This is a genomic window from Sphingomonas lacunae, from assembly GCF_012979535.1.
Taxonomy (GTDB): Bacteria; Pseudomonadota; Alphaproteobacteria; order Sphingomonadales; family Sphingomonadaceae; genus Sphingopyxis; species Sphingopyxis lacunae.
The window spans coordinates 2040480-2053845 of the sequence record NZ_CP053015.1; the positions used below are offsets into that span (position 1 = coordinate 2040480).

A 13366-nucleotide genomic window follows, 5' to 3' on the forward strand; every position below is an offset into this window, starting at 1 on the left:
TCAGCGCGGAAGGAACCCGCTGATCCGTCGCAGCATGTCGATGCGGGCCTCGCTGGTCGGCAACTGGTGGTCGAGCCCCGGATATTCTATCAATTCCGACCGTCGCCCGGCCGCCACCAGCGCCCGCTGCATCACCCGACCCTGATCAATGTCGACATTGGTATCCAGCGTGCCATGGAACATCAGCACAGGTACTGTGATCGCAGACGCATTCAGCGCCGGCGATCCCTCACGGACATGGGGCCCGCTGCCCACGAAATCGCTGACCAACTGGCCCGTATAGTAGCGCGATTCCTCGCGCTTCAGCCGGTCAAGATCGGTCACCGGGGCAATGGCAACGATTGATTTGAACAGGTCGGGATAGGTCACGCCGGCTTGCAGTGCGGAATAGCCGCCATAGGACCAGCCGACGATCGACAACTTTGCCGGATCGGCGCCTTGCGAGACCAGCCAGCGGCCGCCATCACTTATGTCGCCGATGGCAATGCGCCAGGAGCGGAAGCCATTGTTGACATACCAGGCATCGCCATATCCCGACGAGCCGCGGTAATTGGGTTGCAGCACGGCAAATCCCTGCGAGGCGAAATATTGCGCCAGCCAGTCGAAATCGCCCTCGTCACGGGCGGAGGGCCCGCCATGCGGCATGACAATGGCGGGCAGGCCGCGCGCATCGCTCAGGCCGGGCGGCAGGGTCAGATAGCCCGGAACCATGGTCCCGTCAGCGGCTGGATAGCTGACCGACTGCACGGGGGAGAGGGTTTGCCCTTCCAGCAGCGGAAAGAAGGCGAGCAGCGGCCGCAACTGCCGCGCGGCAGGCGTATAGACATAGTAGCGGCCTGGGTCGGAATCAGAGCTGGCAAAGATCAGGAAGACGGTGCCATCGCGGTTCTGGTCGATGATGGTAATGCCCCGTCCGCCGAGCGCGCGCGACAGGCTTTGCGACATGCGGGCCAGCGCCGCGTCGAAATATTCGACCCTGCGCCGGTCCGTCGCATAGGATACGCCGACGATCCTGCGGGTGCCGCCAATCACCACAATGTCATCAATCTCGACATTGTCCCGCTGGAACAGGGACGTGATCCGGTTGGTCCCGTCGAGAGCCATGGTTGCCACGCTGTCAAACCCGTTGACCTTCAAAAATCCGACCGCGCGGTTATTCTCCGCATCGACATAAACGGGCCGGAACCCTTCATTGACCTCGGTGGTGTTGATCGACATCGGGTGCCATTCATCACGCTCGTCAGCGCGATAGAAATAACGGACTTGCGGCACATAATTGGCATCGGCAACCGCCGGCTGGTTTGCCATGATACGGATGTTGCCCATCCCGTCGGTAATGAAACCATAGCGGCCGGTCAGGCTGGCCCTGCGGCGGATGGCGGTGCTGTGCACCCTGTTGGTGTGGATGTTGCGCCGTTCGACATCTCCTACCGGGCTCGCCATCAGCACATGGTCGGGATCGTCGGCCAGCCAGTCGATCAATGAACCGCTGTACAGTTCATTATGCTCATCCGCGCCAATCACCGTGACATTTCCGCCGGCCGCATCCACCCCGATGAAGCGGACAAAGCCATAGACATCACGACCATAGCCGCGCCGGCCTACCATCTGGCAGACCAGCCGCGTCGTCGATTTCCAGCGGCAATAATTGAGCACCTCCGGATCGCCGCTCGCTCTCAGCAGGCGCTGCGGCCGGCCCGCACCTTCGGCCGTCGACACCACGTACAGGTCGTTGCCAAGGCCGGTGCTGGGGCTGAGAAAGGCGATCATGCTGCCATCGGGCGACAGGGAGACGCTGCGCGCGCCGGGCAGGGTGCCAAACCGCGTGGCCGAATCGGGCAGGGTTGGGGGCGGTGTCGGGGTACGGATCTCGTCAGGGAGCTGCGCCTGAGCAGGGCTCACAAAAAGCGCGGCACAGGCCAATGTAATTGCAGCAAGATTTGGAAAGAGTGGTCGGGTGGGGCGGGCGTTCTTCTGTTGAATTGGGGTGGGGTGACGCATGCTGGGATCCTGCTTCGCTGCCTTTTTTGGTTACCCGAGAGCAACGACGTTCGGTGGATCAGCGTCAGCTTGCAAGCGCGTTTATGTCCGCGCTAGTCTGTATCCATTGAGGATTCGCAGGAAGGCGATCAAATTTCATGACCAACTATCTGAATAAAAACGGCTTTATGCTGGCCTCGCTGGCTCTTGCCATCACCCCCCTGATGGCTGGATGTGCCTCTACCTCGGCCTCTACCCCGCCCGTCGCCAGTGCCGCTCCGCAACTCAGCGAAACCACCCTGCGCACCGTCACCACGCGTCTCGCTTCCGACGAATTCGAGGGCCGCTCCCCCGGCACCGCCGGAGAGGAACGTACCGTTGCCTATCTGATCGAACAATTCCGCGCCGCCGGCCTGCAACCGGGCAACAACGGCAGCTGGACGCAGGACGTGCCACTGGTTGAAATCACCGCCAGCAATGTCAGCCCGCTGACCTTCACGACGCCACAGGGCACCCAGACACTCGCCCATGCCGATGATTTCGTCGCAGGCAGCTATCGCATCACGCCGCAAACCCGCATCGCCAACAGCGACGTCGTCTTCGTCGGCTATGGCATCAACGCGCCCGAACGCGACTGGAACGACTATGCCGGTATCGATGTGCGCGGCAAGACAGTCGTCATCCTCGTCAACGATCCCGACTGGCAACAGGTCTCGGTCGGCGGACAGTTCAACGGCCGGGCCATGACCTATTACGGCCGCTGGACCTACAAGTTCGAGGAAGCCGCTCGTCAGGGTGCCGCTGCGGCGATCATCGTCCACGACACCGAACCCGCAGCCTATGGCTGGAACGTCGTCCGCTCCAGCTGGACCGGCCCGCAATATGTGCAGGACGCGGCCGACAATCATATGGACGAAACCCAGGCCAATGGCTGGATTCAGCTGGCGCGGGCACAGGCGCTGTTCGCCGCCGCCGGTCAGGACTTCAACGCTCTCAGGGATCGCGCCCGCCAGCCCGGCTTTCGCGCCGTGCCACTGACTGGCGTGCAAGCCAATCTCTCGTTCGACAATAGCGTTCGCCGGACCATGTCGCGCAATGTCATCGGCATTTTGCCGGGCCGCACCCGGCCCAACGAATATGTCCTGCACACGGCGCACTGGGATCATCTCGGCCGATGCGAAGCCAATGCCGCTGGTGATGACATCTGCAACGGCGCGGTAGACAATGCCACGGGCACCGCTGCCCTTGTCACGCTGGCGCAGGAACATGCACGCGTTGGCGCGACCGACCGCAGCCTTGTCTTCCTTGCCGTGACGGCAGAAGAAAGCGGGCTTCTCGGTTCAAAATATTATGCCGAAAACCCGGTGTTCCCGTTGGCACAGACAGTTGGCGGCCTGAACATGGATGCCCTTTCACCCACAGGCCCTGCCCGCGACGTTACTGTCATTGGTCGCGGCAAGAGCGAGCTGGAAGCTTATCTGACGCGTGCGCTTGCAATCGAAGGCCGCACCGCCAGCGATGAGCCGACCCCGGAGAAGGGCTATTATTACCGTTCGGACCATTTCAGCTTTGCCAAGCTTGGTGTGCCGATGCTCTATTTTGACGCTGGAGAGGATCTGCTGGAGGGAGGCACTGCTGCCGGTCGGGCTGCTGCCGAGGATTATACTGTCAACCGCTATCATGGCCCCGAGGATGAAGTTGAAGCGATCACACGCTGGGATGGGATGATCGCCGATCTCCGCCTGTTCTGGCGCATCGGGCGTGAGCTGGGGAACAGCAACGACTGGCCCAACTGGCTGCCGGGAGACGAGTTCCGCGCCGCCCGCGATCAGAGCCGGGCAGGGCGCTGATCGTCAGGGCAATTGTCTTGTTGCCCGCGTCACTTTAAGGCGCGGGCAAAGGACATTGTCATGACACTCACTCCCCCCGCGACCCCGATCACCAAGGTGCCGCCGTACTCCGGGCCGCTGCCCGAATGGGCCGTCCACGAACGGTTGTGGATTGGATTTCCCGCGATCCGCGCCGAATGGGGTGAAGCCTTTGACGGCGCCCGCGCACAAATCGCCGCCTTTGCCGCCGCCATCGCCGATGACGGCAAGGGAGAGACCGTCCACCTCGTCTGCAACAGCGAAGATGACGCCGCCATCGCCCGCCGTTTGGCCGACGCGTCCGGCGGTGCCAGTGTCGATGTGCTGGTCGAGCCAATAGGCGACGTCTGGCTGCGCGATACCGCCCCCATCATCACCGGAACCGGGGCTGGCCGCCGTGCAGCTGATTTCGCCTTCAATGGCTGGGGCGGCAAATATCTGATGCCGGGTGACGCCGACATCGGCGCTCGCCTCGCGCAGCGTTTTAGCTTCCTCCGCGATCCGCACGCGATGATCCTCGAGGGCGGCGGCATCGACTGGGATGGCGCGGGCCTGTGCGTCACCACCGAACAGTGCCTGCTGAACCCCAACCGCAATCCCGCACTCGGTCGCGCCCAGATCGAGGAAGTGCTGCACGAGGCACTCGGTTTCACCCGCATCCTCTGGCTGGGTGATGGCCTGCATGGCGACCATACCGATGGCCATGTCGACAATCTGGCCCGCTTTGTTGCGGACGGGCTGCTGCTGCTGCCGCGCGCTAGCGGCACTGATGACCCCAATGCCGCCATCTACGACGACGCTATGGCCCGAGCCGAAGCGTTCGGCCTAGACATCGTCACCATCCCGTCCCCCGGCCGGGTCTTGGTCGATGGTGAGGCTGTGCCGGCAAGCTATATGAACTTTCTTATCGGCAACACCACTATCGCAATGCCGGCCTATGGCACGGCCCATGACCAGGAAGCCGCGCAGGTGCTGGCCGAGTGCTTCCCCGACCGTCGCATCGTCCCGCTGCCGTCAGACCAGATTCTGGCTGGGGGCGGTAGCTTCCATTGCACAAGCCAGCAGGTGCCGCGCTGACATGACCACCGCGTTCCTTGTACGTGTGGTCCTGTCGGGCCTGGTCGTCGCCCTGATCGCGTTGGTCGCCCGCAAGAGTCCCGGACTTGGCGGGCTGATCGCTTCGCTGCCGCTTGTTTCGACACTGGGGATGATCTGGCTTTGGCACGACACGGGTGACCGGCTGGCAGTGGCTGATTATGTCCAGTCGTCGCTATTGTATTTCCTACCATCCATTCCGATGTTCATCCTGATCCCGTGGATGCTGCGGCATGGCTGGAATTTCTGGCTCACGCTGATGGCCGGTGCCCTGTTGACCATGCTGCTCTATGCGATGATGAACCGATGGCTGGCATCGCAAGGCATTTCGCTTTAGCCTCTCCAGCCATCAGGGGAGAGAGACATGTCAAACTGGTGGGAACGGCACGTCACACCGCGATTGATCCGCTGCTGCTGTGCGCAGCCGCAAATTCTCAAGGCGCGCAGCCATGTCGTCCCGCTGGCCAGCGGTGACGTGTTCGAGTTGGGCTGTGGCGGTGGCATCAATCTTCCCTTTTATGACCGCAGCAAAGTCACCAGCCTGTGTGGGTGCGACCCCACCCCCGCACTGCTTGACGACAGCAAAAGGCTCGTCGCTGAGGCCGGCTTTGCCGGCGAGATTGTCGAAGGCGTGGGAGAGGAAATCCCCTTCGCCACCGACCGCTTTGACACGGTGGTTACGACCTTCACCCTTTGTTCGGTCAATGATCCCGCACAGGTGCTTCAGGAAATCAAGCGCGTGCTCAAACCTGGCGGCACAGCCGTTTTTCTGGAGCATGGCCGCGCGCCCGATGCAGACGTCCGTAAATGGCAGAGCCGCATCGAACCGCTTTGGAAACGCATGGCCGGGAACTGCCACCTGACCCGCCCCATTGCGGACGCCTATGAGTCTGCCGGTTTCAAGACCGAGCGCATGGGCAGCCGCTATATGCCCAAGACACCTCGCCCGGTCGGATGGCTCGAATGGGGTGTGGCGCGGGTTTGAGAGCTGGATTAAAGGCTGTTGCAGCCGCTGCTGGCCCGCCCATAGCTGAAACCCCAAGTGCGCCATCCTGTGCCGTCGACATGAAAGCGTGCGACCTGATTATGCTGTGGCTTGGCCGGATCATAATAGGCGCCCAGTCCCCATTTTGATCGCGCTCCCGCCTGCCGCCAGCGGGCACAGAGCTTGGTAAAGCTAGTGACGGTATCGGGTTGATCGAGGGGGATCAGGTCAAGAGCGGCAAAGGTCAAGTGCCGGCTGTTGCTGGCACCTTTTGAACAGGCATTAAGGGCTTCAAGACGAAAGGCTGAGGCGACTTCCACCCGACCAACTGCCGGGATCGCTTCTTCCTTCACCAGCTTCAATGCGTGCAGGATATTGGGCCAATAGTTTCGGGGTGGCAGGATAAAGGGATCGACCCGGCATCGAGCGCTGGCATTGCTGTTTGTCCTCAGCAGGGTCCAGCTGGGGACCAGGTCGGCATATCCATGGTCTGTAATGAACCTTTCGAATGCGGCAAATTCTGCTGCGCGGCCCGGAACAGCATAGACCCATGTTTGAAAGGCATCGCGTCGCGCGGTTGCTGGTATAGGACTTGGGCGATCAGTCAGGCTGTCAACTATCGGGCGCCGCCATGGACATGATGACCAAAAAGTGCAGGCGAGGCCAGCCGCGGCAAGAGTGATAACAAGGGTCAGGCCCCAAAAGGCGACCCATCCGCGCCTCACGCTTTGCCAGCATCCGCCATTGCAGCAAACTGCCGGTGGCGCTCAGCATAGCGCGCCCGGTCTTCGTCGGTGCGCTCATGGGCGCAATGGTGGCACTGCTGTCCTTCTATATAGTCAGGCAGCGCTCGGTCTGAGTCGCTCAACGGCATCCGACAGGCACGGCACAGCTGATGCTCGCCCTCGACCAACCCATGGCCGACACTGACCCGCTCATCAAAAACGAAGCAATCGCCCTGCCACAGGCTTTCGCTTGTCGGCACTTTCTCCAGATAGTTGAGGATGCCGCCTTTCAGGTGAGCCACATCCTCTACCCCCTCGGCACGGAGAAAAGCTGTCGACTTCTCGCAACGGATGCCGCCAGTGCAGAACATGGCAATGCGCTTTCCAGCAAAGTCTTCAGCATGGGCACGCCACCAATCGGGGAATTCGCCAAAGCTACGGGTCACCGGGTTGATGGCCCGATGGAACGTGCCGATTGCCACCTCATAGTCGTTGCGCGTATCGATCACGATGGTGTCGGGGTCGCTAATCAGCGCGTTCCACTCTTCGGGTGCGACATAGCGGCCGACATTGCGCGACGGATCGACGCCCGGCACACCCAATGTGACGATCTCCTTCTTCAGCCGCACCTTCATCCGGCGGAACGGTGTTACTGATGCGGTCGAATATTTCACGTCAAGTCCGGCACAGCCGGGTAGGGTACGGATATGGTCGAGCACCGCAGCTATGGTGTCTGGCTCCCCCGCAATGGTCCCGTTGATACCTTCCCGGGCAAGCAGCAGTGTGCCGCAGATGCCCAGCGACCGGCACAAGTCGAGCAGGGGCTGACGTAACGCAGCCGGGTCGTCGAATGGTGCGAACTGATAGAGGGCGGCAACTGTCAAGCTCATCGGCGGTCCCATAACCGGAAATATGTGCCTTGGGGAGAGGTCGTGCCCTGCCGTCCGAAAACGCCAAAGCAAAAGGGCCGGAACCCGTCGGTTCCGGCCCTTCTTTCTGCCGATATCCCGAAGGGATCAGCGCGAATAGAATTCGACGACCAGATTCGGTTCCATCTTCACCGGATAGGGCACTTCGTCGAGCGTCGGAACGCGAACGAAGGTCACCTTGGTGCCGTCAACCGAAATATAGTCGGGCAGGTCACGCTCAGGCAGGGCCTGCGCTTCAGCAACCAGCGCCATTTCCTGAGCCTTCTTACCAAGCGTCACTTCGTCGCCCGGCTTCACCTGACGGCTGGCAATGTTGCAGCGCACGCCATTGACGAACACGTGACCATGGCTGACCAGCTGACGGGCGGCAAAGATGGTCGGGGCGAACTTGGCGCGATAGACTAGGGCGTCGAGGCGGCGCTCGAGCAGACCGATCAGATTCTGGCTGGTGTCACCCTTCTGACGGGCGGCTTCCGAATAGGCACGCTTGAACTGCTTTTCGGTGACGTCACCATAATAGCCCTTGAGCTTCTGCTTGGCGCGCAGCTGCAGACCGAAGTCCGACACCTTGCCCTTGCGGCGCTGGCCATGCTGGCCGGGGCCATATTCGCGGCGGTTCACCGGGGATTTCGGACGGCCCCAGATGTTTTCGCCCAGACGGCGGTCAATCTTGTACTTGGCGCTATGGCGCTTCGACATAGGTCACTCCATGTGTGTCATCATCATCGCACCATGCGATGATGCAAAACCCGGAACCACCCGTCAGACCAACTATGTCTGACGCGACCATCGCTTCACCGGGTGTGCGGGGTCATGTGTGGAAGACGCGCGCCCTAGGGCACGGACAGGATTCGGTCAACCCCGGCTGGATTTGCCGGAATGATGCGCTATGGAGCCGCCATGACTGACCAGCCCCTGCACCCCGACGAATGCCAGACCATGCGGGATGTCCGCGCCGGTGTCGATGCGACCGACGCGGCCCTCATCAAGCTGCTCGAAATCCGCTTCGGCTATATGCGTGCTGCGGCACGCATCAAGGACGACCGAAATGTGGTGCGTGACGAGGCGCGCAAGGCGCAGGTCATTGCACAGGCAGTGACGCTGGGGGAGGCCGCGGGCATTCCAGCGGCTCACATCCGTTCGGTCTGGGAAGAGTTGGTGGAACAATCCATCGCCTATGAACTGGGCGTATGGGATGCAACGCGCCAGGGCTGAACGACACAAGTCGTTACCGACTTAGCGCGGCCCCCGTTCGATCCCGCGCAAAATGCCGCGCATCATCTGCACTTCCTTCGCCGTCCAGCGAGGCTTGGTCAACAAGGTGCGGATGTTGCGCAACGTGGTCACCTTACGCGATTCCGGCTGGAAATAGTCGATCTTCTCCAGCATCTCATTGGTGGCTCCGATCAGGCCTTCCAGGTCCGTCTGCGGTGCCGGTGGGTCGAGATCGGCAAGCGGCGGCTGGGCGAGTTCGACACCTTTCGACCATTCATAGGCGGCAATGATCACTGCCTGGGCGAGGTTGAGCGAGCCAAATTCCGGATTGATCGGTACTGTCAGAATCATTCGGGCCAGAGCAACATCGTCGGAATCTAGGCCCGATCGTTCCGGACCGAACACCAGCGCCGAAAGCCCTGCCTCACCATGGATGATCGTTGCAGCCTCAGCAGGATCCACCACCGGCATGACCAGATCACGCCGCCTTACAGTCGTCGCAAAAACCTGCGAACAGTCGGCCACTGCCTCGGCCAGCGTCTCATGCACCGTCGCATTGGCCAGCACGATGTCGGCACCTGACGCGGCCGGTCCAGCCGAAGGGTTGGGCCAGCCGTCGCGTGGCGCGACCAGCCGCATTTGGGTCAGCCCGAAATTGAGCATCGCGCGCGCCGCCTTGCCGATATTCTCACCCAGCTGCGGCCTGACCAGAACAATGACCGGCGGTGGGGCTTGGACCGTCACGCTGCCGCTCATTCTCCGCTGATATCCCGGATACTGGCAGCAAATTCCTCGAAATCGCGGGCTTCGGCGAAGTCGCGATAGACGCTGGCAAAACGAATGTAGGCAACGCTGTCAATGGACTTCAGGGCTTCCATTACCCGGGCGCCGATTTCCTGCGTAGAGACCTCGGCATCGCCCTGGGTTTCCAGCGCGCGCTGTATGGTCGATACCAGCCGGTCTATGCCAGCGGTATCGATGGGCCGCTTGCGACATGCAATCGCAACGGACCGCAACAACTTGTCTCGGTCAAAGGGTTCGCGCTGGCCATTGGTCTTGACGACCGTAACTTCGCGCAGCTGAATGCGCTCAAATGTCGTGAAGCGCGCTTCGCACTTCTCGCATTGCCGCCTGCGGCGGATAGCCGCCCCGTCCTCGGTGGGGCGACTATCCTTGACCTGGCTGTCTTCATGGCCACAGGCGGGGCATTTCATTCGCTTTTTTGCGCCTGTCGATAGGCCACATAGCCGGCGCCGGCGATGAGCCCGAGCGGCAGCGACATGAACGGCAGGACCGCCCCGGCCACCGCGCCAATAGCTGCACCGGCCGCGATCTTGGGTGCCTTTTCATTCTTCAGCACGTCCTGTCCGACGCGGCTGACCTCATCCACCGTCTTGTCGGCAAATTCGACAAACTGGTCGAGCAGATCCTTGGCCACGTCAGAAGGGCTGGTCGATTCGCGGACGAACTCGCTGCCGTCATTATGGGCTTTTTCGGTGGTTTTCTTTGACATGATCAACTCCAATCAAACCCTTGCCGTGTTACCTGTATCACACACCAGGGTAGATTGGGAAGCGCTCACATAGGGCACGCACCCGCTGGCGCACATTGGCCTCGACTTCGGGGTCGCCATGCTCGCCCTTGGCGCGCAGTCCGTCGAGCACATCGGCGACCATGTCACCGATCATCTCGAACTCGGCGATGCCGAATCCGCGCGTCGTGCCGGCTGGTGAGCCGACGCGGATGCCGCTGGTCTTGGTCGGCGGCTGCGGGTCGTTGGGAATGCCATTCTTGTTGCAGGTGATGCCGGCCCGCTCCAGCGCCTCGTCGGCGTCGCGGCCGGTCACGCCCAGCGGCGTCAGATCGACCAGCGCGAGGTGTGTGTCGGTGCCGCCCGACACGAGGTTGCAGCCTCGCGCCTTGAGCCGCGCCGCCAGCGCCTGCGCATTGGCGACGACCGCCTTGCAATAATCGACATATTCGGGACGCAGCGCCTCGCCGAACGCCACCGCCTTGGCGGCGATGACATGGACCAGCGGACCGCCCTGCAGGCCGGGGAACACCGCCGAGTTGATCCGCTTGGCCAGCGTCTCGTCGTTGGTAAGGATCATGCCGCCACGCGGCCCGCGCAGCGTCTTGTGCGTCGTCGTCGTCGCGATGTGGGCATGCGGGAAGGGCGATGGGTGGACGCCAGCGGCAACGAGGCCCGAGAAGTGCGCCATGTCGACGAGGAACAGCGCGCCAACATCATCGGCAATCGCGCGGAACCGGGCAAAGTCGATGATGCGCGGATAGGCAGAGCCGCCAGCGATGATCAGCGCCGGCTTGTGCTCACGCGCCAGCGCCTCGACCTGGTCATAGTCGATAAGGTGGGTTTCCGGGTTCACGCCATATTGGACGGCGTTGAACCACTTGCCCGACATGGCCGGGGCCGCACCGTGCGTCAGGTGGCCACCGGCATCGAGGCTCATGCCCATGATCGTCGCGCCCGGCTTGACCAGCGCCAGCATCACCGCACCATTAGCCTGCGCGCCCGAATGCGGCTGCACATTGGCAAAACCGCAGCCGAACAACTGCTTTGCCCGCTCGATCGCCAGCGTTTCGACCGTGTCCGAAGGGGCGCAGCCCTGATAATAGCGCTTGCCCGGATAGCCCTCGGCATATTTGTTGGTGAAGACCGACCCTTGCGCCTCAAGCACCGCCTTGGAGACGATGTTTTCCGAAGCAATCAGTTCGATCTGATATTGCTCGCGGTCCAGTTCGGCGCGGATTGCATCGGCGACGGCGGTATCGGTGGCGGCAACGCCTTCGCTGAAAAATCCGGCAGAGCGGATGGCGGGAGCGGCTTCAAGCGTGGTGGTGGACATGGGCGGGGCTCCTCATGGGGTCAGGCGTCAAAGGGAAGGCTGGCTCAGCTTGCCGACCCGGCGGGCGTGGCGATCGCCACCAAATTCGGTCGAAAGAAACGCGTCGACGCAGGCCTTGGCCATGTCGATGCCGGTCAGGCGCGCGCCCATCGCCAATACATTGGCGTCATTATGCTCGCGTGCCAGCTTGGCCGACAGCGGCTCGCCGACCAGCGCACAACGGCAGCCGGGGTTGCGATTGACCGCGATCGAAATGCCGATGCCCGATCCGCACAGGGCAATGCCGCGCTCCGCGTCACCATCCGCCACCGCTGTCGCCAGCGCATAGCCATAGTCGGGGTAATCGACGCTGGCCTCGTCATGCGGACCCAGGTCGCTGACTGCATGTCCGGCCTCACGCAGCCAGTCGGCGAGCGCGGCTTTCAGCGCGACGGCGGCATGATCAGAAGCGATGGCGATACGCATGGGGCAGGGCGTCTTTCGCTGGGGCGGATTCTTGGGGCAGCCTCTAGGCGAGGTCGCACCGGATTGCCAGCGCGTTTCGCACCTGCACCATCATGGGAATTTACGCTTTGTTAACCGATTGGCGCAATAGCGGGCCAATGGTCATCAACGCGCTTCGCAGCCTCGCAGGCTCCATTATCCCCCTCGGCATCGCTCTCGCGGTGCAGATGGCGCATTGATCCCGCTTTGAACCGCATCGCCGCTGAGCTATGCGGCGGCCATGGAAACCTTGCTCGCCGTCCTGATGCTCGCTGGCTTCGCCCTTATTGGCGGCGCCTTTGTCCTGTTTCGCAGGGGTGACCGCAAAAAGGCGCTGCTCATGCTGGTGGCCGGGCTTGTCATGTTCGCCAATGTCGCCGTGCTGGTCGCGCCGACACCCAATGACCTACCGCCCGTGACCGAAAGTCGCACCAACGCGCCGCTCAAATGACAAAGGGCGCCGGGATTGCTCCGGGCGCCCTCTGCTTTGTCTCTGTACGCCGCGTTCAGCGGATCGGTGAATTGGGTGCCAGTCGCATGTCGAGATAATTGTCGACTGACTTCATCAGCTGTTCCAGCTCATGTTCGAAAAAGTGGTTCGCCTTGGGGATCTCGTCATGATGGACGGTGATGCCCTTTTGCGTGCGCAGCTTCTCGACCAGCTTCACCACTGATGCTGATGTGACGATCTCGTCGCCCAGCCCGTTGACGATGATGCCCGACGAAGGGCAGGGCGCGAGGAAGGTGAAGTCATACATGTTGGCCGGCGGCGCGACCGAGATGAAGCCACGGATTTCCGGACGGCGCATCAACAGCTGCATGCCAATCCACGCACCAAAGCTGAACCCTGCGATCCACGTCGTCTGCGCCTCAGGGTGGATCGACTGCACCCAATCGAGCGCCGAGGCGGCATCGGACAATTCGCCAATGCCATTGTCGAACACGCCCTGAGAGCGGCCAACCCCGCGGAAGTTAAAGCGCAACGTCGCAAAACCCCGGCGGACAAAGGTCTTGTACAGCGCCTGCGTAATCCGGTCATTCATCGTGCCGCCACCCTGAGGATGCGGATGCAGGATCAGCGCAACCGGCGCACGCGGGCGGGGTGGCGGGCTGAACCGGCCTTCAAGGCGGCCTTCGGGTCCGGGAAAAATCACGTCGGGCATGGCTGTTCTCTTTATGATGCGGCGAGTCCGGCCATCGCGGCCGGTCAAGGTAGAGT

The 13366-nt window shown here is 62.1% G+C and carries 17 protein-coding genes; 7 read left to right on the plus strand and 10 right to left on the minus strand.

Annotated features, from left to right (window positions below):
* Positions 1 to 1902 carry an alpha/beta hydrolase family protein gene (locus GV829_RS09755; RefSeq protein WP_169946203.1) on the minus strand — a complete coding sequence of 634 codons (1902 nt, stop codon included), beginning with the start codon at positions 1900 to 1902 and terminating at the stop codon, positions 1 to 3.
* 236 nt (positions 1903 to 2138) lie between these two features.
* Here GV829_RS09755 and GV829_RS09760 point away from each other — a divergent pair, with 236 nt between their 5' ends.
* Genes GV829_RS09760 through GV829_RS09775 form a run of 4 tightly spaced genes read left to right on the plus strand, consistent with a single transcriptional unit; the run spans position 2139 to position 5928 of the window.
* Complete coding sequence (locus GV829_RS09760) at positions 2139 to 3830, plus strand: M28 family peptidase (RefSeq protein ID WP_246202819.1); 1692 nt, start codon at positions 2139 to 2141, stop codon at positions 3828 to 3830.
* Positions 3831 to 3890: 60 nt separating this feature from the next.
* On the plus strand, positions 3891 to 4925 hold the full coding sequence (locus tag GV829_RS09765; protein WP_169946205.1) for an agmatine deiminase family protein: 1035 nt from the start codon (positions 3891 to 3893) through the stop codon (positions 4923 to 4925).
* 1 nt (position 4926) lies between these two features.
* Positions 4927 to 5280, plus strand: coding sequence for a DUF3147 family protein (locus GV829_RS09770; RefSeq protein ID WP_169946207.1), 354 nt, complete (start codon positions 4927 to 4929; stop codon positions 5278 to 5280).
* 27 nt (positions 5281 to 5307) lie between these two features.
* Positions 5308 to 5928: a class I SAM-dependent methyltransferase gene (locus tag GV829_RS09775; RefSeq protein ID WP_169946212.1), complete on the plus strand. Its 621-nt coding sequence runs from the start codon at positions 5308 to 5310 to the stop codon at positions 5926 to 5928.
* Between the two features lie 8 nt (positions 5929 to 5936).
* Here the strand turns inward: GV829_RS09775 and GV829_RS09780 are convergent, their stop codons facing one another.
* The 3 genes from GV829_RS09780 to rpsD all read right to left on the minus strand — a co-directional run bounded on the left by GV829_RS09780 (position 5937) and on the right by rpsD (position 8281).
* Complete coding sequence (locus GV829_RS09780) at positions 5937 to 6290, minus strand: D-Ala-D-Ala carboxypeptidase family metallohydrolase (RefSeq protein WP_169946214.1); 354 nt, start codon at positions 6288 to 6290, stop codon at positions 5937 to 5939.
* Between the two features lie 359 nt (positions 6291 to 6649).
* Positions 6650 to 7543: an oxygen-dependent tRNA uridine(34) hydroxylase TrhO gene (gene trhO / locus GV829_RS09785; RefSeq protein WP_169946216.1), complete on the minus strand. Its 894-nt coding sequence runs from the start codon at positions 7541 to 7543 to the stop codon at positions 6650 to 6652.
* Positions 7544 to 7669: 126 nt separating this feature from the next.
* On the minus strand, positions 7670 to 8281 hold the full coding sequence (gene rpsD, locus GV829_RS09790) for a 30S ribosomal protein S4 (protein WP_169946218.1): 612 nt from the start codon (positions 8279 to 8281) through the stop codon (positions 7670 to 7672).
* Positions 8282 to 8482: 201 nt separating this feature from the next.
* On the opposite strand from rpsD, the gene GV829_RS09795 reads away from it, so the two are divergent.
* Entirely contained in the window at positions 8483 to 8797 is a 315-nt protein-coding gene (locus GV829_RS09795) for a chorismate mutase (protein ID WP_169946221.1), read from the plus strand.
* 21 nt (positions 8798 to 8818) lie between these two features.
* Here GV829_RS09795 and GV829_RS09800 read toward each other — a convergent pair whose 3' ends face one another.
* From GV829_RS09800 to rpiB, 5 genes are read right to left on the minus strand one after another with little or no spacing between them, the layout of a single operon-like run.
* Positions 8819 to 9541 carry an RNA methyltransferase gene (locus GV829_RS09800; RefSeq protein ID WP_246202820.1) on the minus strand — a complete coding sequence of 241 codons (723 nt, stop codon included), beginning with the start codon at positions 9539 to 9541 and terminating at the stop codon, positions 8819 to 8821.
* An 8-nt stretch (positions 9542 to 9549) separates the two neighbouring features.
* The gene (gene nrdR, locus GV829_RS09805) at positions 9550 to 10011 is read right to left on the minus strand and encodes a transcriptional regulator NrdR (protein ID WP_169946225.1); all 462 of its coding nucleotides are present in this window, start codon (positions 10009 to 10011) and stop codon (positions 9550 to 9552) included.
* Positions 10008 to 10310: a hypothetical protein gene (locus tag GV829_RS09810; RefSeq protein ID WP_169946227.1), complete on the minus strand. Its 303-nt coding sequence runs from the start codon at positions 10308 to 10310 to the stop codon at positions 10008 to 10010. Before GV829_RS09810 ends, nrdR begins: the two co-directional genes overlap by 4 nt.
* 37 nt (positions 10311 to 10347) lie before the next feature.
* The gene (gene glyA / locus GV829_RS09815) at positions 10348 to 11664 is read right to left on the minus strand and encodes a serine hydroxymethyltransferase (RefSeq protein ID WP_169946229.1); all 1317 of its coding nucleotides are present in this window, start codon (positions 11662 to 11664) and stop codon (positions 10348 to 10350) included.
* Positions 11665 to 11691: 27 nt separating this feature from the next.
* Complete coding sequence (gene rpiB / locus GV829_RS09820; RefSeq protein ID WP_169946231.1) at positions 11692 to 12129, minus strand: ribose 5-phosphate isomerase B; 438 nt, start codon at positions 12127 to 12129, stop codon at positions 11692 to 11694.
* A gap of 92 nt (positions 12130 to 12221) precedes the next feature.
* On the opposite strand from rpiB, the gene GV829_RS14400 reads away from it, so the two are divergent.
* Positions 12222 to 12347, plus strand: a complete 126-nt coding sequence (locus GV829_RS14400) for a hypothetical protein (protein ID WP_281356121.1) — start codon at positions 12222 to 12224, stop codon at positions 12345 to 12347.
* Positions 12348 to 12388: 41 nt separating this feature from the next.
* The gene (locus GV829_RS09825; protein WP_246202821.1) at positions 12389 to 12598 is read left to right on the plus strand and encodes a hypothetical protein; all 210 of its coding nucleotides are present in this window, start codon (positions 12389 to 12391) and stop codon (positions 12596 to 12598) included.
* A 55-nt stretch (positions 12599 to 12653) separates the two neighbouring features.
* Here the strand turns inward: GV829_RS09825 and GV829_RS09830 are convergent, their stop codons facing one another.
* Entirely contained in the window at positions 12654 to 13310 is a 657-nt protein-coding gene (locus tag GV829_RS09830) for an alpha/beta hydrolase (protein ID WP_169946233.1), read from the minus strand.
* Between the last annotated feature and the right edge of the window lie 56 nt (positions 13311 to 13366).